Origin of the sequence: Halonatronum saccharophilum DSM 13868 (assembly GCF_000517025.1) — a bacterium.
Lineage (GTDB): Bacteria > Bacillota > Halanaerobiia > Halobacteroidales > Halobacteroidaceae > Halonatronum > Halonatronum saccharophilum.
The window spans coordinates 172081-191572 of sequence record NZ_KI912097.1 but is presented as its reverse complement, the minus strand read 5'-3'; the positions used below and the strand labels follow the sequence as shown (position 1 = coordinate 191572).

The following is a 19492-nucleotide window of genomic DNA, read 5'->3' as shown; positions in this document are numbered from 1 at the left end:
AGGTAAAGCCTCCAATATCAGTTAAGACTCCTGGTGTAATCAGTAAAACACCACCAATTAACACCAATAAACCATTCATTAAATTATCTGCTGGCAATTGATTTTGAGCTAATGAATCATTAATTTTATTGATAGTCTCTTTACCTTGGTGTTTGGTAAGTGCTCCTCCTAAAAGACCTGTTATGGTTACTAAGGTTATTATAAAAGATAAGCCAAAGCTATTACTCATTTTTACTAATAGGGCCAACTCTATTAAAGGAATTATAGTGAAGATGAATATCAATTTAAACATACTATCCCTCCTATGTAATTGTAATAATATATATATATTCAAAAGAACAAGAAAATGTGAAAAATAAAATTACATTAATCAACTTTTAATAAGATACTTTAAAAAAATCATTTCTACTTAAATTATATCATATTAATCGTTATTATGGAAAAATAGAGGATAATTTTAGCTTATATTGAATTAAGATTATATAATATTTTAATTAACAATTAGTAAATAAGGAGAAATAGTAGATAAGAGGAGGGAATAAATGGAAGCAATCAAAGGAGAAGGTTTTCTTCAAGACTTACCCAAAGAAGGTTACTTGATTTTTAGGGGAAAATTATGCTATGGCAAGAAGAATAAAATATGTGGATTATTTGATTCTATTATTTCTATTGAAGAAAAAAGAGTTATTAGGTTAGAGGTTATATTTAGTAATAGGGATGAAGTCTATTATATTGACCCAGAAAATAAAGCTTTTAATCGAATTCTAGATAGAGCATCTAATAGCGAGAAGTTACAAGGGCGTAGATTTCGTTTAGATTTAGAGACCACTCTTGATGAAGAGTTTTGTTTGAAAATGATTAAATTTTATGATAATTCGAACCAAAATAGTCTTAAAGAGTTAGTTAAAGAGAAGATAGAAGATGTTATAAAAGAAGCTATATACTTAGATATACATATTGAAAAAAATAGTAAAGAAGAGTTAAAGGGTATATATCCAAAGTTATTTATAGATGAGGATCAGACTGATATTAAAGAAGATTTTTTAGAAGAAGAGGAGGTTAATTATAATCTATTAGAATGCCTTCCAATAATAGCCCCTATTAATGGTAAGAAGATAGGTCAGCTAAAAGAAGGAGAAAAGATTTTTGTTAAGGTTTCTTTAGACCATCTTCAAAAAACTACTGAAGAGGGTGAGGATAAGGGTAAAGAATTAAAAGAAGAAAGTTCTGAGCTTAAGTTAGTAGGAGAGATAAAAGAAATTAACTATGATAGTCAAAGTAGAGTATATAATATTTTAATTGATTTTGATGAAGAGTTTTATGGGATAATGTCCTTTGAAGGTAATGCAGAACTAAAATTGGCTATACCACAAGAAGATGGTGATATTTCTGAACTGTTAACTTCTAAGGATGATTTGTTAATGTATTTTTTTATTGGGCTCTTTATTATTACTTTCATAATTATAACTATTGTTTTAATATAATCTAGAGATTAATTAAAAATGAAGTGGAGGTAGTTTAGATGAAGATCAAGGTTGAAAGTGTAAGTGAAGAAAAGTTAAATACTTTGGGAGTAAAGGATTGGCCAATTTGGGAGAAGGAAAGATCAAGCTTTGATTGGCATTATAGCAAGGATGAAGTTTGTTATCTCCTAGAAGGAAGAGTGATTGTAAAGACAGAGGAAGAAGAAGTTGAATTTGGGGCTGGTGATTTGGTTACCTTTCCTGCTGGACTAAGTTGCCACTGGAAGATAGAAGAGGATGTTAAAAAGCATTATAAATTAGGATAATAGAATTAAGAGAATTCTTATTATTAGGATTCTCTTTTTTTACAGATACTAAGTATACTTAAAACCTAGTCACTTATGAATACACAATTTAAAATTTATTTAAATAAATTTTAAATTGTCATAATTTCGTAAAAATTAACCCTTATAATATATATATAAGCTAAAAACCATATTAAATTATTTCAAAAAACTAAATTATTCGATTATATAAAAGGAGATGAGGATATGAATTTAACAGATATATATTTCAAGGAAAGTAATCACGATCTTTTAACTAAAGTAGAAGAACAAAAGTTAGGTAAATTAATTATGGAAGGTGATCAAGAAGCTAGAGAAGAGTTGATTAATTCCAATTTAAGATTAGTAATAAGTATTGCTAAAAAATATACTGGGCAAGGTTTAGACTTTTTAGATCTAATTCAAGAAGGAAATATAGGTTTAATTATAGCAGTAGAAAAATTTGATTATACTAAAGGCTATAGATTTAGCACCTATGCCACTTGGTGGATAGAACAGAAGGTAAGAAGAGCAATCAAGCGTCAAGGTAGGACAATCAGATTATCTTTTCAAATTCAAAACAAAATTAATAAGCTAAAGAGAGTACAAGATTTTTTAAGAAAAGATTTACAAAGAGAAGCGACTAATGAAGAGTTGGCCCAGGAATTAGAGATGAGTTTAGATGAAGTTCATAATTTAGTAAAATTAAGCCAGGAGATATCTTCTCTAGATAATAAGATAGGTAGTGAACAAGAAGATGATTTATTTGCTTTAATTCCAAGTGATTTTGATTTGATGGATGAAATTTTAGAAGATGATTTAAGGTTATCTATTAACAAGTTATTAACCTACTTACCAGCTAGAGAAGAAATGATAGTTAGATTAAGATTTGGCTTAGAGGATGGTAGAGAGAGAACTTTTCAAGAGATTGCTAAGGTCTTAAATCTCTCACGTGAAAGAATTAGACAACTTCTTAATGTAGCATTAAATAAGTTGAAGAATATTAATTATAATAAGAACTTAGAGGGTTATCTAAGTATTGCTTAAAATGGTATGATTAATATTTTTGCTTTGTTGAAAGATTAATTTTTATATAATATAATAAAGGTAAAATAATAAGTATATAAAGCCTTATAAGATAAGCAGACTATAGTCTGCTTTTTTAACTGCACAGAATAAGGAGGATAATAGAATTTAATCTTAAAACTATAATAGAAGTAGAGAGGGTAATTAATATGAAGATGAAATTAATTTTTATTATTGGGTTAATGTTATTATTGTTAACAGCTTGCAAAGAAGATATCGTTAACCAAGGTGAGCTTCTTTATCGAAATTCTCAAGATTTAAGCGGAGAGTGGCATCAAGAGTCTTACCCAGAAAGAAGTAGGTTTATCTTAATTAATGAAGGGAATATCGATCAATTCAAAGGTGATTTAAGGGGTTTAAGGGACATTAATTTTGATGGGAAGTTAGGTGTTTACGTTACATTAGGAGAAAGACCAACTGGAGGTTATGCAATCAATATTAGGCAGATAAGAAGAAGGAAAGATGATTTAATAGTAGTTCTTAAAGCTGTTGGCCCTGGGCCTGATGATATGGTAACCCAAGCCATAACCAATCCACATCATATTGTTAAACTGTCAGAAGATATTATAGAAGGTGTAGATAGGGTAGTATTTGTTTCTGAAGAAGGGGATATTTTAAATGAAAAAGATTATAACTTATACTAATCTTTTAGTTTAATTAAAGAATTATATCTATTTAAGAGTATAAAATTTACCCATAAAGTAAATTCTAAAATAAAAAAGGGTGAAGAATATGAAACCAGAATATAGTATTGATCTATCCCAAGAAACTTACTCTTTATTAAAAGATCTTTCGTATCAAAATGATATGAGTATTGGTGATTTTATATCAGAAATGGTATTGGAAAAGGATGAGTTATTAGAGTTAGATGTTAATCTAAGCAAGTCTCCAGACCCATTTAAATTATTATACAAAGAGGGTATGCTAACTGAATCGGATGCTTTTAAAGAAGAATATAATGAATAATTAATATAAGTAATAAGAAAGGGCTTACAAGAGAGTTATTAATCTCCTTGGGAGTCCTTTTATTATTGCTATAATTTAACGAAAACAAGTCACTTTAAACTTGGTCATTTATGAACATAAATAAAAAATTAAAAATATATCATATAAAAAACTAATATCACATATTTATTATTAAAAAGCAAAGGAGGAAACAATGGGAATAAAACAAAATTTAACCCTAATAACTCTAATCATTATATTATTATCTATTATTTTTAGCATTAATACATTAAATATTATTTCTATACCTACCGAATCCAAATCTTTTAATAATGAAATTAAAGCAGATAAGATTCAATTACCACAAAACTATGAAAAAATTAACATAAATATTATACTAGATACATCTACAAGTATGTGGGAGGAAATAGACGGAAAACGCAAGATAGATATATCCAAAACAATAATAAAAAATATAATCAATAACTTACCGGACAGTATATACTTAGGTCTAAGATTGACTAATGAAAAAGGCCAACAAACTATCAATCAAAATAATAGTAATTATATAATTAAAAAAGTAAAAGAAGTAAAAGAGAGTGAAAAATTAAATTTAAGTCGTAACTTAGAGAAAGCTACAAAGGATATGATTAATATTAAAGGAAAAAAACATATTCTGTTGATAACTGATGGTCAAGACCAGGGAGATATAATGCCCTCAAAAGTAATTAATCAACTTAAAACTTTAGATATTAACCTTCATATAATTCAAGTTGGTGATATAAATAAATTTAATTATATACAATTAAAGACTTTAGCTGAGATTGGCGGAGGTAATTATTATACTTATTTTGAAAAAGATAGGATTGTTCCTACTATAAATATTAAAATAAATATTTATTTAATATTTCAAAGGATAACTAATATAAAATATAGAACTATTTAAAATAACAAAGAGACTATTATAATTAAATTTAATTATAATAGTCTCTTTTAAATTAGAAAGGGTTGAGATTATGATGATAAAATCCAAAATGATAATAATGATATTGTTTTTAATAGTATTAATTTTTAATGGTTTCTTTAGCTTCTTAACAAATTTTTATACTGAATTTTTATGGTTTAATAGCTTACATTTTTCAGAAGTATTTTTGAGTATCTTCAAGGCTAGAATTGGAATTGGAATTATAGGATGGATGTTTTTTGCATTATTTTTCTTTGTTAATTTAAATTTGAGTAAGAATGAGACTTTAAAATTGATTGATAAAATTAAAAGAAAAAAAGATAATAATGTTGTAGAGTTAAATTCTATTTATGATAATGGAATTTATAGTTTCTTTACTAAAAAGAGAATAAGTTTAACTTATTTTATTATAAGTGCTCTAGTGGCAATACCTTTAGCAAAATACCTTGCTAATAATTGGAGTTATATACTCAAATATTTTAATCATATCTCTTTTGCAGATAAAGATCCTTTATTTAATTTGGACTTAAGTTATTACATCTTTAGACTTCCAATATATAATCTTGTCAATCAAATATTAATAACTTCAGTAGCGATTTCTTTATTGTTAGTTGGTAGTCTATATATATTAACTAAAACAGGTAGTTCTATATTGAAAGAAATTTCAACAAATAATAAAGCATATGCCCATTTATCAATTTTATTAGCTTTATTCTTTGTTTTACGAGGTTATTCATATCATTTGAGTAAATATGACCTACTATATTCGTCACAGGGTGCTGTCTTTGGTGCTGGATACACTGATGTAACTGCCAATTTAATGGGATTAAGAATAATGACAGTAGCGATGATAATTTTTGCTATAACCATATTAATCAATATAATAATCAAAAAACCTAAAATAATAATTATTGGTTTTATTTCTTTAATAGCTTTAAATATAGGGGTTAATAATATCTATCCTCAAATCATTCAAAGGTATAGAGTAGAACCTAATGAGATAGCTATGGAGAGAGAATTTATAGGACATAACATTGAATTTACTAGAAAGGCATATAACCTTGATATAATAGAAGAGAGAGATTTTGAAATTAATAATGAACTTACTTATGAAAGTATATTAAAAAATCAAGGAACTATAGATAATATCAGATTATGGGACACTAGACCATTAATATCTACTTATGATCAGCTACAAGGTATTCGCTCTTACTATTCTTTTAATGATATTGATGTAGATAGATACCATATAAATGGAAAGTTAAGGCAAGTAATGTTAGGAGCTAGAGAATTGGATCAAAGCCGTTTATCTAGTCAAGCTCAAAGTTGGGTTAATAAGAGGTTAAATTATACTCATGGTTTTGGAATAGCAATGAATCCAGTAAATGAAGTAACTGAGGGTGGATTGCCAGAATTTATTATCAAAGATATACCGCCTAAGAGTGACTACTTTAATATAAGTCAGCCCAGAATATATTATGGAGAACTTACTAGCAACTATGTCATAGCAAATACTACAGCTAAAGAATTTGATTATCCACAAGGTGATACAAATCAACATTATAATTATACAGGTAACGGTGGGGTAGAACTGAGTTCTTTTATTAGAAAAAGTGCTTTTGCTTTAAAGTATAATACTTTAAAAATTATTTTAAATGATAATATTACAAGAGAGAGCAGAATATTATTTGATCGCAATATAAAAGAGAGGGCCAACAAAATAGCTCCTTTCTTAAGCTATGATCAAGATCCTTATTTAGTGATCAATGATGAGGGAAGGTTATTTTGGATTCAAGATGCTTATACTACTACCAATAGATACCCTTACTCTAAACCACAAAGGTGGGGTAACTATATTAGAAACTCTGTCAAAGTAGTAACAGATGCTTATAATGGCGATGTGAAATTCTATATAATAGATGAAGAAGATCCAATAGTAATGACTTACAATAATATTTTTCCAGACCTCTTTACATCTATTGAAGATATGCCTGATGATATAAGAAGTCATTTAAGATATCCTGTTGACTTATTTAAAATTCAAGCAGATATCTATACTCGATATCATATTACCAACCCTGAAATTTTTTACAATGAAGAAGATCTATGGGAATTACCACAAGAAAAATATGCAGGAACTTCCATTATAATGGAACCCTATTATACTTTGATGAATCTTCCAGGAGAAGAAGAGGAAAACTTTATTTTAATGCTTCCCTTTACTCCAATTAGAAGAAATAATATGATTGCTTGGTTAGCAGCTAGATCGGATCCAAATAATTATGGCGAATTGATACTTTATAACTTTCCAAAGCAAGAACTAGTATATGGGCCAATGCAAATAGAAACAAGGATAGACCAAGATGATAATATATCTCAACAATTAAGTCTCTGGAACCAAAGGGGGTCTAGAGTAATTCGTGGAAACCTTTTGGTAATACCAGTTGAAAGTTCTATACTTTATGTCGAGCCAATTTATTTACAAGCAGAGCAAAGTGAATTACCTGAATTAAGGAGAGTAATTGTTGCTTATGGAGAAAGGATTGCAATGGAAAGAACTCTAGAAGAAGCTTTAAAATCACTCTTTGATATTAAAATTAATGAAGAAATTAAGATAGCAGAAGATCGATTAGAAGAAAGTAAAGATAAAGTGAACATAATGACAGTAAAAGATTTAGTGGATGATATCAATAGATTATATTTAGAAACTCAAGAAGAATTAAGACGTGGAAATTGGCAAAGTTATGGTGAGTTACTAAGTGATTTTGAAGATAAATTAAATAGATTAAAAGACAAAGTTCAATAGATAAGAGAGGGTTTAACCCTCTCTTATCTATTGAATGAAGGTTTTTTTCAAGGAAAGTAGAATATATTTAGTAATGATTAGAATTTAACTGTAAACTAAAAAAGGGGGTTAATATATGGAAGATAAAGTTCAAGTTATCCAAGAAACATTAGACGTTGATAAAGAAAGTGCCCAAAAGGCACTTCGATTAGCTGAAGATGATTTAAAAGAAGCTTTACAAATGGGAGATTATATAGATAATAAGTATTTGATTGTGCATTTTAAATTTGAATATAAAGAGTATAGTAAAGATTATCTTATATTAAGTTTGATCTGGGAAGCAAAATCAGGAGATTTAATCAAGTCTGATATTGCATTATCTGATAAAAAAGAAGCAAAAGATATAGATTTAGATGTAAGTAATAAAGCATTTGTTAATGCTTTAGAAGTAATTTCTTCTAGAGAAGATCATAAACATATTTATTATAACTTTATCAAAAAATTTAAAGAGAAGTTTAATCCAACTATTGTCTTTAATATATATAAATTAGCTAAAGAAGATAAGATAGGAAAGATCAAGGTACTTATTGAAGAACATCTTCATAATATACTAGAAAATCCATTAGATTTAGAATTAGCTATTAAATTAATGACTAAAGTACAATTAGAAGCATTATATCCTGATATTTTTAAAGAATTAGAAGAAGATAATGAAACAGATGATAATCAAAATAATAGTGATAATAAGTTAAAGATGGATATAAATTTAAATGTTTCTCCTGTTATCTCACCACTTAAAGGAGTTAAAGCAACAAAGTTAGAGTTAGGAGATAAATTACTTGTCAAGATAAGCGATTCTAGGGAGATTGGGAGATATTTAGGAAAGCTTTTAAGCAATAGTAAAGGGGAAACAGTTGGGATTATAGATAAAATCGATTACAATTCAAACTTAAAGAGGTATTCAATAGTTGTAAAATTTGGACCAAATATCTACGGAAGTATGATTATAGAACCAGAAGTTAAAATAATTAATGTAAATGAAGAAAATTTAAATATGGACGATAAAGAAAAAAATATGAAAAATTTTAGAACTAAGAAGAATTACATTTATTTTGGTTTATTCACATTAATAATAATTTTATTAGGCGTAATAATAATGATGTATTATTATTAAATTATTAGTTGCTAAATATTTAGCAACTAATAATTTAATAAGTTTTAATCTAAAATTTCTAAGATATAAATTACAACATAATTATCAATTATATCGGTTAATATAGTTATTGGATGATTTTCTTTGTTTATAAATTTAAAATCTAATTTATCAGGTACTACGGTAGCATCTTCACCTTCAGGTACATAATTAACAGAAAGACTATGATGGTGCCGTTCTGTAATCTCTATATCTAATTCTTTTACTGCATTATAAAGAGTTGAAGATACTTGGCATATTCCTCCTCCGACCTGTGGTACATATCTTTTGTTAACTATAATTGGAGCTTCTTTATAACCTGCTTTAGAAGTTATTGGCCCTAATATATCATTAAAAGAAAATTCTTCTTGAGATTTAATAATAGCCTCTTCTAATCTTCTTAAAGATAAGGATATATTGTTTTTTCGATTTGTGGTACTATTACCTAAATAGGTAGTATAATGAGAGATAACTCTAGCTTTATCTTTGTTAATTTGGCTATCTGTTTCTAAGATGAATTTTTTTCTATTAAGCAACCTTTTTTTATCAATTAATGGTGGTATATCCTTATAAAAAATCTTCACCTTCTCTTCTTCTCTAAAGTTTAAATTCTCTTTTATACTTTTATTGATATTTATTTCTCTTCCTGGCTTCTCAGAGTATAATCTTCCTTTGAAAACAAAAGAATTTTTAGCTTTTTGCTTTTTTTCTTTTGCCAACTGAGTTATAATTTTATTGAGGCTTATGGAATTTAGGTCATCATTCTTTAAATTATCTAAAGTAATAATTTTGTTATTATAATTAACATTATTCGTTGGTTGATCTTTTTGTTCTTGCTCTCCTTTACTTTGATCTGTAAAGGAGTTGAAATTAAATACAACTATTAATAGCAGAAGCAATATTAAAATTAGAAGATTTCTTCTCATAGATTTTTATAACTCCTTTTTATTTTTAGTTTTAGGATAAGCGTGGGTTTATTATGTAAAAATATTAATGGAATAATTAAGAAAGTAAAAAGTTACTAATAGACAATTTGAAAAACTAATCACATTAATCAAAATGAGACATATTATATAAATAGGGGGGATGATAATGTGGATAAATCCATCTTTAGACCAAAAGTCCTTTTACCTAAGTGAATTATTAGATACTTTAGAGACTAAAAAGATAATTAACTTTCATGATTTTGAAATTTATAATATAAGCAATAATTCAAAAGAAGTTAGAGAGGGGAGTATTTTTGTAGCTATTAAAGGTTTTAAGACCGATGGTCATAAATATATAGTTGAGGCTATAAAAAGAGGTGCTACAGTAATTATTGGTGAAGAAGAGATTGAAGTACCAAAGAATATCACCTATATTATTGTTGATGATAGTAGGAAAGCTTTAGCCCAGTTGGCCCTTGAATTTTATGATAATCCAAGTCAAGCTTTGAGAATGATTGGAGTCACTGGAACTGTAGGCAAAACAACGATAACGGCAATGGTTGATGCAATAATTAATAATATAGTTGGTAAGACTGGGCTTATAGGTACCTTACATACTAAAATTGGTGATAAATATTATTTTGATCCTCAAAAATGTACGACTCCAAATTCCTTATTATTAAATGAAACTCTAAGACTAATGAAGAAGGAAAAAATAGATTATGTAAGTATGGAAGTTTCTTCTCATGCTTTAAAATTAGATCGAGTTTTAGGAATAGACTTTGACATAGCTATATTTACTAATCTTTCATATGATCATATGGAGTTTCATAAAACTATAGATGATTACTATAGTAGTAAAGAGAAATTATTTGTAAACTTAAGAGAAGATAAATATGGAGTAATTAATATAGATAGTGATTATGCTAATTCTATAATAGAGAATACTTCTGCTACAATTTATACCTATGGAATTAATAAGGATAGTGATATAAGTGCTAAGAATATAGTTGCAAATAAAAGTGGGATAGAATTTGATTTAGTAATTAATAATAAAATTTTGACTAATTTCACTAAAATAATTGAACCCAATTCAATTAGAATAAAACTTCCCTTACTAGGTATACATAATATCTATAACTCTTTAGCTTCTATTTTAGCTACCTTGTTATTAGGGTTTTCTCTGGAAGATATAAAAGGAGGGTTAGAGAAATTTAAAGGTATCAAAAGAAGAATGGAACTTGTTTATGATGGAGAATTTACAGTGATTGATGATTTTGCTCATAATCCAGTTGGATTAGAGGCTAACTTTAAAACGATTAAAGATTTTGATTATAATAACTTATATATCGTCCACTTTTTAAAGGGCCAACGTGGAATTGAAGCCAATAAAATTAATGCAGATATAATAGGGGACTGGGCAGATAAATTAAGAATAAAAGAACTTATAACAACTAAATGTGAAGATCAGGTTATTGAGAAGAATAGAGTCCTTGCTAAAGAGGAAGAAAGCTTTTTAAATACTATAATGGAGAAAGAAATAAAAACTCAATCCTATACTATGTTAGAACCTGCAATTAAAGAAACCTTATCTAAAGTAAAGAAAGATGATCTCTTATTATTATTAGGAGGTCCGGGGTTGGATAAGGGAGCAGATATTGTTAAAGAGCATATAATAGGTAATAGATAATAAATATTTATTCATTATTAATTTGTGTATACTTATTTAGTTGAAAGAAGATAATAATTTTAGAAGGAGGTAATTAAATGGAGGACAAGATGTTTTTAAAGAAGTTATCTGAAGAGTTAGGTGTTTCAGGTTATGAAGAAGATATTGCTAAGACAATATCCTCTAGCTTTGAGACTTATGTAGATGATATAAGATATGATACTATGGGAAATTTAATTGCTTATAAGAAGGGTCAAGGAGAGAATAGACCTAAGATAATGTTAGCCGCACATATGGATGAGATAGGGCTAATGGTAACAAAGATTGAAGAAGGTGGTTTCTTACGTTTTACAACTGTAGGTGGTGTAGACCAAAGGACTTTAGTAGGCCAAGAGATAGTTATTTATGGCAAAGAATCCTTAATAGGGATTATAGGAGCTAAACCTCCTCATATCCAAAGTAAAGAAGAGCAAAAGAAAGCTTTTAAGGTTAAAGATATGTACATAGACTTAGGTTTGAGTGAGGAGGAGGTCAAATCTTTAGTCCAGATAGGTGACACTATTACTGTAAAAAGAGAGTTCTCTTCATTAAGAAATGATAGAGTAACAGGAAAGGCCTTAGATGATAGGGCTGGAGTATTAATGATTTTAGAGATAATTAAGTTGCTGAGTAAGTTAAAGCATAGAGCTGATATTTATGCAGTAGCTACAGTACAAGAAGAGGTAGGTGTTAGAGGGGCAATCACTAGTACCTATGGTATAGTCCCTGATGTAGGAATAGCAATTGATGTTTGTCATGCTACTATGCCTGGCGTCTCTAAAGAAGATGCTTCTGAGTTAGGAGAAGGACCTGCTATAGGCTTTGGCCCTCATGTTCATCCTCAGATATTTAATCGCTTTAAAGATCTGGCAGACAAATTAGATATCCCTTACCAGGTAGAACCATCAACTAGACCTGGAGGTACTGATGCTTATTCTATTCAAGTAAGCCGTTGTGGAGTTGCTACAGGGCTTATCTCTATCCCTTTGAGGTATATGCATACTTCAGTAGAGACAGTCAGTATGGAGGATATTAGAAGAGGGGCAAGGTTGTTGACCCACTTTATTGGTGATTTAAATGGAGAATTTGTGGAGGGGTTAAGATGCTTTTAAAGAGATTAAGTGAAGCTGTTGGGGTTTCAGGCTGTGAGAATGAGGTTAGAAATATAATTAGAGAAGAGATTAAAGATTATGTTGATGAAATTAGAACTGATGCTTTGGGGAATTTAATAGTTTACAAGAAGGGTAATAAGGACAAGCCAAAGTTAATGTTAGCAGCACATATGGATGAAATTGGATTAATGATTAGCGATATAACTGAAGATGGACTTTTAAGCTTTAAGCCTGTGGGTGGGATAGATAAGAGAATTTTAGTATCTAAAAGGGTACTAGTTGGTAAAAAAAAGATTAAAGGAGTTATTGGGGCCAAAGCTATACACTTACAGAAACCTGATGAAAGAAAGAAGCCTTTAGATTATAAAGAGTTATATATAGATATAGGTAGCAAGTCTAAAGAAGAGAGTGAAAAACTGATAAACTTAGGCGATATGGCAACCTTCGATACTAAATATAAAGAAATAGGTTCTAATATTGCTAAGGGAAAAGCCTTTGATGATAGGATAGGCTGCCTTTCATTAATTAGGATATTGAAGGAAGATTATGATTTTCCTCTTTATGGAGTCTTTACTGTTCAAGAGGAGGTAGGAACTAGGGGAGCAAAGGTTGCTTCATGGGATATAAACCCAGATTTAGCTTTGGTTTTAGAAGGAACTACTGCTGCTGATCTACCTGATGCTAAAGAAGAAGGGTATTCTACAGTCTTAGGTGATGGCCCTGCTCTAACAATAATGGATGGATCAACAATTGTTGATAAGAGAATATTAAATAAGTTAATAGAGATCTGTGAGAAGAAGGAGCTTAAATACCAATTTAGAAGATTTACTAAAGCAGGAACTGATGCAGGGGCTATTCATTTAAGTAGAGAAGGGATTCCTACTGCAATAATCTCTGTTCCCTGTCGTTATATTCATTCACCAGTATCTTTGGTAAATTTAGATGATTATAAGACTGCTACTAAATTGGTTCATAATTTCTGCCAAGAGATTGAAAGGGGAGGTTTTAGCAATGAAAAAATTAATTAAAGATTTAGTGGAAGCCTTTGGCCCGTCAGGAAGTGAAGATAAGATTAGAGAAGTTATAAGGGCAAAGATTGCAGAGAAGGTAGACCAGATAAAGGTAGATAATATGGGAAACTTAATCGCTCTTAAAAAGGGTGAAAGCTCAAAAAAGAGTGTAATGTTAGCAGCTCATATGGATGAAATTGGTTTCATAGCTACCCACATAGATGATGAAGGATTCATAAGGTTCTCTAATATCGGTGGTCTTCCAACCCATACTTTACTGGGAGAGAGAGTAATATTTAATGATAAAACAGTAGGTGTAATCGATAAGGAAGCCAAACTAGATGATATATCTAAATTGAAGTTGGATAAAATGTATATAGATATAGGGGCCAAAAATAAAGAAGAAGCTCTAAAAAAGGTTAAGGTTGGGGATACTGCTTCTTATTATAGAAGAATGGATGAGTTAGGAGATAGAATAGTTGCCAAATCATTAGATGATAGAATAGGAGTAGCCTTCTTAATTGAAGCCTTAAATAAATTAAAGGGCCAACCTACCTATGATACTTACTTTGTCTTTACAGTACAAGAGGAGGTAGGTATAAGAGGGGCCAAAACATCAGCTTATGGTATAGAGCCTGATTTCGGAATTGCAGTCGATGTTACTAGGACCGGTGATACACCTGAAGCCAAGAGGATGGAAGTATCCTTAGGTGAAGGGCCAACAATTAAGGTTAAAGATAGTTCAGTTTTAGTACCACCTAAGGTAAAGGGAATGATGGTTGAGATAGCTAAAGAGAAGGGTATACCCTATCAGCTAGAGGTGTTAGAAGCAGGTGGTTCAGATACAAGTGGAATACAGCTTAGTCGTGATGGAGTCTTAGCAGGAGCTATATCGATACCGTGCCGTTATATTCACTCTCCTTCAGAGATGATCGATATCAATGATGTTCAAAATGGAGTCGAGTTGTTAGTAAGTATCTTAGAGAGCGATTATAAAGGAGTTATTTAAGTACTGATAATAGATAATAGTAAACAAACAAGAGGGCCCTTGGCCCTCTTGTTTGTTTAGGTAGTAGCAAGTAGCTATTTATTAGGTGAAAAGCCCATTAAAAAAATATTTGAAGTTGTTTTTAAAAGCCAGCAGTTAGAAAATACTAGCTAATAAAACTAAGCTTTATTACTTGAATGAAGGATTTTATTATGTCGATATGCAAATATATAAAGGGAAATAATTAATGTATGAAGATCAAATAACAAGGAATAATACTAGTTCTGTAATAGTTAATATCGGAAAGTGTTATTATAATATGTTGTGCTAATTAAGTAGTACTATCGTGCCACTAGCTACTTGCTACTAGCTATTAGTTAAACCTTCTGCGTTAAAAGTAGGGTTTAAAGCTTTTAGCTAAAAAGTAGCTAGAGACTAGAAGCTAATAAAGGAGGGCTATTATGTCTTACATATATACCGGGTCAACAGGATCAGGTAAGAGTACAAAATTACAAGAGAAGTATGAAAAACTTGCTAGAGAAGTAAGAACTGAAGAAATTCTTGTCTTTACTAATGACTCAAATAGTGTAAGAAGGTGGAGAAATGATCTTGATCTAAACAAGATGGGTTCTTTACATATTTATAGTTACTTTGGGTTTTTGCAACGGGAAATTCAAAAGTACTGGGATTTAATCGAAGAAGATCTTGGCGAAAGAAAGGCTTTGGCCCCTATCTTTATGACTGTAGAGCCTGCTCACTATCTAATGACTCAATTAGTAGAAAAAGAGCGAGAAAAGGGTTCTTTTAAGGATGTAAGATCTACCTCATCTCAAATTGGGGTACAACTAATAGATAATCTTAACTACAGTGAGTTAAATGGATTGAGTATAGAGGAGGTTGGAGATAGATTAGTATCTTTAGCAGATAATGGTGAAAAAAAATTTACTTATAAGATAGGTTTGAAGGTAATGAAAGGCTTTCGTAAACTCTGCTTAGAAAGGCGCTGTATTGATTATTCACTTCTCTTACACCTATATAATAAATATTTAGTTAAAAGAAAGGGTTATTTAGAAGAATTAAAGGGAAGATATAAATATTTAATTATAGACGATTTAGAGAAGATGGTTCCTGTAGCCCAAGATTTAATAGATGTAATTATGCAAGGGGTTGAGGAAACCTACATTTCATTTAATGAAGAAGGTGATTTTGCTAAATTTTTTGGTTCTGCTCCTCAATTGGCTAAAGAGAGGTTTGTTAACGGTGAAAAGATAATTGAATTAGAAGAGTCATATACCTCTTCTAAAGAGGGACGTGAGTTGGCCCAAAAACTTGGGGATAGAATATTGGACGGAAGAGAGGTTACTCCTACTCCCTTTATTAAAAAGATAATCAAAGAAGAGTTAAGAGGAGAGATGATCTTTAAGATTGGAGAAGAGATATCCTCATTATTAGCAGGAGGTATAAACCCTAAAGAAATTGCTATCATTACTCCTTTTCCAGATAAGGTATTGGAATTTAACTTAGAAAGTTATTTAAAGGAAAATGGACATCAGTTGATAAGCCTAAGTAAGAATCGACTTCTATTAGATAACTCTTTTGCCCAAGGGTTGATAGTTTTAACTTTATTAGTTAAGCGAGAATGGGAGATTGAAATCAGTACTACTGCTATAACCCAAGTTTTAAATCTAATATTAGATTTAGATCCTATTAGATCTTCTCTGTTGGCCCAAAAGGTTAAGGAGAACAAGATGGTATTGCCCAATTTAGACCATATCGGAATCAGAGGGGAGATTGGATTTAGTTTAAGTGAAAAGTATGATAAATTTAGAGAATGGGTTGAAGATAGAAGGGAAGAAGAATTAGAATTAGAGTACTTCTTTCGTTCAGCTTTTGGAGGGATATTATCACCTCTACATCCCCAAGCTGAAGATATCTTATCCTGTCGTCAATTAATTAATTCTTTTGTAAAGTTTAAGAAGGTTATGAAAGAGTTTAAGGACTTTGAGGAAAGAGATTTGGGTCATAGGTTTATTCAGATGATTAACGAAGGGACTTTGGCAGCTGATCTATTGGTTGACTCTCAAGCTATAGAAGAGAAGGTTATATTGGCTACACCATATAGTTTTCTAGCCTTCCCTTATATTGAAAGTGTCAAATATTTATTTTTGCTAGATACTTCTAGCGAATTATGGTACCTAGGGGCTAGTAAAGAGTTGAGTAATCCTTATATATTGGCCCGAGAGAATGAAGAAGGAGAATGGAATGACCTTTATGATAGAAAGGCCAAAGAGGAACAATTAGTATCTTATTTAAAAGGCATTCTAGCAAAGGTGACCCATGGCTTATACCTAGGTGATAGCAAATTAGATAGTAGAGGTTGGGAACAGACTGGAGAGCTGGCTGAAGTGTTTAATATTTAAAAGTGAAATAATTTAAGAAGGTCAAAATCAAAAGCTTAGACTCTGACAAAACCCTGATAAGAGCCGACAAGTTCGCGACAAGAACATAAAAAAAAAAGATCTAGTCAGATTTAAGTCAAAGGTTTAGTCGCTGGTGTTGTCAGAGTTGATGACTTGGATTTAAAGGTTTTGAATATTATTAAGTTGAAAGATTACAATTTATAAATATACAAGTAATTTCGGAGGTGAAGATATGGACTTTAGTAAGATTAAGCTTAGAGATGGACAGACAGAGGTAGCTAAGTATGAAGGAGGTATGATGGCTGTTCCGGCAGTTCCAGGAGCTGGTAAGACCTTTACCCTAGCTTATTTGGCTGCTAAATTAATCGAAGAGAAGAGAATTGAAGATGGTAGAATCTTAATTGTAACTTATATGAATTCAGCCGTCTCTAACTTTAGAAGTAGGATTGAAAACTTTTTAGAGGCTAAGGGAATAGAAGGTAGAGGTAGCTTTGAGGTTAAGACACTCCATTCTTTAGCTATGACAATTTTGAAAGAAAGACCTGATCATCTAATGATAAATAGCGATTTTAAGGTTTTAGATGAGAGTGAAGAATGGAAGATTATTAATAGAATAATATATAAGTGGCTGAAAGAAAATACAGACCAATGGGAGCATATCATTGATTGTTCTAAAGGAAGTAAGTGGCATGATATAGCCTTTGAGAATTGGTCAACTAGAGTTTTTCCAGGCTTAGTAAAATCTATGATTGGTCACCTTAAAGGCCACGGGATGGATATACATAAGGTAGGGAAACTTCATGGAAAGGTCAGTGACTATTCCTATTTAGCTTGGGCTTGTGAAATCTTTATAGAGTATTCAAAGGAGCTAGCTAGAAATGGATGGCTTGATTTTAATGATCTTCTCTTGAATTCTTGGAAACTTTTAAAAGAAGATAAGGAGTTAAGAAAGCGTTTAGGGAAAAGATGGACTTTTATCTTTGAAGATGAGGCACAGGATTCTAATATATTACAAGAACAGATTCTCTTTTTACTCTCTAAGGAGAAAGGTAATCTAATTAGAGTAGGTGATTCTAATCAATCTATTATGGGTTCTTTTACTCTAGCAGAGCCTGAAGTCTTTAGATCCTTTGCTAAGAGAGAAGATGTTAAGAAAGGTGCTATATTATCTTCAAGTAGGAGTACTTTAAGTATAATTGATCTTGCCAATTATTTAGTAACTTGGGCAAACAAAGAACATCCGGTAAAAAAATGCCAAGACGCTTTGGAAAAACAATTCATTGATCCAGTCGATAATAATGACCCTTTTCCAAATCCTAAAATTGATGAGTACGGGATTAAGACAAGAAGGTTTACAACTAGAGAAGAGGAGCTAGAGGGAATAGTTGAAGAGGCAATAAATTATTCTAAAGAACATAGTGAAGATACAGTTGCTATCTTAGTTCCTAATAACTATACTCAAAAAGAAGTGATAGAATTACTTAAGAAGAAGGGGGCTTCTTTTGAAGAGGTAGGGAATATTTCATCTAAGCAAGAAATTACCATATCTACTTTAGAAGACATTATTTACTACCTTGCTACCCCTTATAAAAAGGGCCAACTATTAAAGGTTTTAGATAGTGTACTCTTAGAATCTTTTGGCGGAGAAGAGTTAGCTGGAGTTGAACGACTTCTTGAAAAACGATCAGTAGCAGAGTTAATCTATCCGATCTCTGGTGAGTTATCTCCTTTAGAACTACCAGATGAGGTTTTTGCTAGAGCTAAGCTTTTAAGTGAATTTAAAGGTGCTTTAGAGAAGCTTCGTCAGTGGCTAAAGGCTAGTATGAAATTATCAGCTGATGAATTAATTCTTCATCTAGCCCAAGAGTTAGAGCTACAAGATGATATATTAGCCTTGGCCCAAGGTATGGCACTTTATGTCAAAGATAAATTAAGAGAGAACCCCAGTTGGAAGCTTAAAGAAGTTGTTGATGAGATAAAAGAATTAGAGCCTTCTTTTATCTCTTTAGCTAAGAAGTTATATGATGCTAAAGGGTTTGAACCACAAAAAGGAGTAATTACTGTTTTAACAGCACATAAATCTAAAGGTTTAGAGTGGGATGGAGTCTTTATAATTTCCCTTGTATCTGATGAATATCCATCTACTTTAGAAGATAAATTCAAAGGTGAAGCCTGGTATTTAAAAGATGATAAATCTAATCCAGTGGCAATAGCTAAAGCAGATTTTGACAAGAACTTCAGAGGTAAAATTGTAGGTGATTCTATTAAAGAGTCCAAGATAGAGATAATAAGCGAACGCCTACGTTTACTTTATGTGGGGATAACTAGGGCCAAGAAAAGGTTGACTCTAAGTGGTTATGACAAGAGGAAAAATTGGGATGGAAGCAAGCTAAATGATATCGGTGTCAGCTATATATTCCATGTCTTAGAGCGTTATATAAAGGAAAAGAGTGAAGTTATATAGTAATAAAGCGTAGCTTTATTACTGGTGATGAGTAATCAGTAATGAGTAATGGGTAAAACCTTAAGAAAACAGAAACCCCTTTGTTACCTAAGACTTATAAGAGGTT

General features: G+C 30.5%; 16 protein-coding genes. 14 read left to right on the top strand and 2 right to left on the bottom strand.

Features of this window, described 5'->3' with window-relative positions:
- Positions 1-292: FxsA family protein (locus HALSAC_RS15930; protein ID WP_051412220.1), on the bottom strand; the 292-nt coding region annotated here is incomplete at its 3' end.
- A 250-nt stretch (positions 293-542) separates the two neighbouring features.
- Between HALSAC_RS15930 and HALSAC_RS0112200 the strand changes: the two genes are divergently transcribed.
- The 8 genes from HALSAC_RS0112200 to HALSAC_RS0112165 all read left to right on the top strand — a co-directional run bounded on the left by HALSAC_RS0112200 (position 543) and on the right by HALSAC_RS0112165 (position 8740).
- A complete protein-coding gene (locus HALSAC_RS0112200; protein WP_027340485.1) occupies positions 543-1484 on the top strand; it encodes a hypothetical protein in 942 nt (313 codons plus the stop codon).
- A gap of 38 nt (positions 1485-1522) precedes the next feature.
- Positions 1523-1789: a cupin domain-containing protein gene (locus HALSAC_RS0112195; RefSeq protein WP_027340484.1), complete on the top strand. Its 267-nt coding sequence runs from the start codon at positions 1523-1525 to the stop codon at positions 1787-1789.
- 225 nt (positions 1790-2014) lie between these two features.
- Positions 2015-2833: a sigma-70 family RNA polymerase sigma factor gene (locus tag HALSAC_RS15925; RefSeq protein ID WP_035571893.1), complete on the top strand. Its 819-nt coding sequence runs from the start codon at positions 2015-2017 to the stop codon at positions 2831-2833.
- A 188-nt stretch (positions 2834-3021) separates the two neighbouring features.
- Positions 3022-3516 carry a protease complex subunit PrcB family protein gene (locus tag HALSAC_RS16625; RefSeq protein WP_051412219.1) on the top strand — a complete coding sequence of 165 codons (495 nt, stop codon included), beginning with the start codon at positions 3022-3024 and terminating at the stop codon, positions 3514-3516.
- Positions 3517-3604: 88 nt separating this feature from the next.
- Positions 3605-3838 (top strand): hypothetical protein, encoded by a 234-nt coding sequence (locus HALSAC_RS0112180; protein ID WP_027340483.1) that lies wholly within the window; start codon positions 3605-3607, stop codon positions 3836-3838.
- Positions 3839-4031: 193 nt separating this feature from the next.
- Complete coding sequence (locus HALSAC_RS15915; protein WP_051412218.1) at positions 4032-4763, top strand: vWA domain-containing protein; 732 nt, start codon at positions 4032-4034, stop codon at positions 4761-4763.
- A 73-nt stretch (positions 4764-4836) separates the two neighbouring features.
- Positions 4837-7587: a UPF0182 family membrane protein gene (locus HALSAC_RS0112170; RefSeq protein WP_084804526.1), complete on the top strand. Its 2751-nt coding sequence runs from the start codon at positions 4837-4839 to the stop codon at positions 7585-7587.
- Positions 7588-7702: 115 nt separating this feature from the next.
- Positions 7703-8740: a hypothetical protein gene (locus tag HALSAC_RS0112165; RefSeq protein WP_027340481.1), complete on the top strand. Its 1038-nt coding sequence runs from the start codon at positions 7703-7705 to the stop codon at positions 8738-8740.
- 44 nt (positions 8741-8784) lie between these two features.
- On the opposite strand, the gene HALSAC_RS16620 is transcribed toward HALSAC_RS0112165, so the two are convergent.
- Positions 8785-9684 carry a VanW family protein gene (locus tag HALSAC_RS16620; RefSeq protein ID WP_051412217.1) on the bottom strand — a complete coding sequence of 300 codons (900 nt, stop codon included), beginning with the start codon at positions 9682-9684 and terminating at the stop codon, positions 8785-8787.
- Between the two features lie 166 nt (positions 9685-9850).
- Between HALSAC_RS16620 and HALSAC_RS0112155 the strand changes: the two genes are divergently transcribed.
- The 6 genes from HALSAC_RS0112155 (at position 9851) to HALSAC_RS0112130 (ending at position 19386) form a co-directional block, all read left to right on the top strand.
- The gene (locus tag HALSAC_RS0112155) at positions 9851-11374 is read left to right on the top strand and encodes a UDP-N-acetylmuramoyl-L-alanyl-D-glutamate--2,6-diaminopimelate ligase (RefSeq protein WP_027340480.1); all 1524 of its coding nucleotides are present in this window, start codon (positions 9851-9853) and stop codon (positions 11372-11374) included.
- Between the two features lie 77 nt (positions 11375-11451).
- Positions 11452-12504, top strand: a complete 1053-nt coding sequence (locus HALSAC_RS0112150; protein WP_027340479.1) for a M42 family metallopeptidase — start codon at positions 11452-11454, stop codon at positions 12502-12504.
- Positions 12495-13532 (top strand): M42 family metallopeptidase, encoded by a 1038-nt coding sequence (locus HALSAC_RS0112145; protein WP_027340478.1) that lies wholly within the window; start codon positions 12495-12497, stop codon positions 13530-13532. The genes HALSAC_RS0112150 and HALSAC_RS0112145 overlap by 10 nt, the downstream gene beginning before the upstream one ends.
- A complete protein-coding gene (locus HALSAC_RS0112140; RefSeq protein WP_027340477.1) occupies positions 13516-14523 on the top strand; it encodes a M42 family metallopeptidase in 1008 nt (335 codons plus the stop codon). Before HALSAC_RS0112145 ends, HALSAC_RS0112140 begins: the two co-directional genes overlap by 17 nt.
- Before the next feature lie 440 nt (positions 14524-14963).
- The gene (locus HALSAC_RS0112135) at positions 14964-16922 is read left to right on the top strand and encodes a UvrD-helicase domain-containing protein (protein WP_027340476.1); all 1959 of its coding nucleotides are present in this window, start codon (positions 14964-14966) and stop codon (positions 16920-16922) included.
- 232 nt (positions 16923-17154) lie between these two features.
- Positions 17155-19386: an ATP-dependent helicase gene (locus HALSAC_RS0112130; RefSeq protein ID WP_027340475.1), complete on the top strand. Its 2232-nt coding sequence runs from the start codon at positions 17155-17157 to the stop codon at positions 19384-19386.
- Positions 19387-19492: the final 106 nt, after the last annotated feature.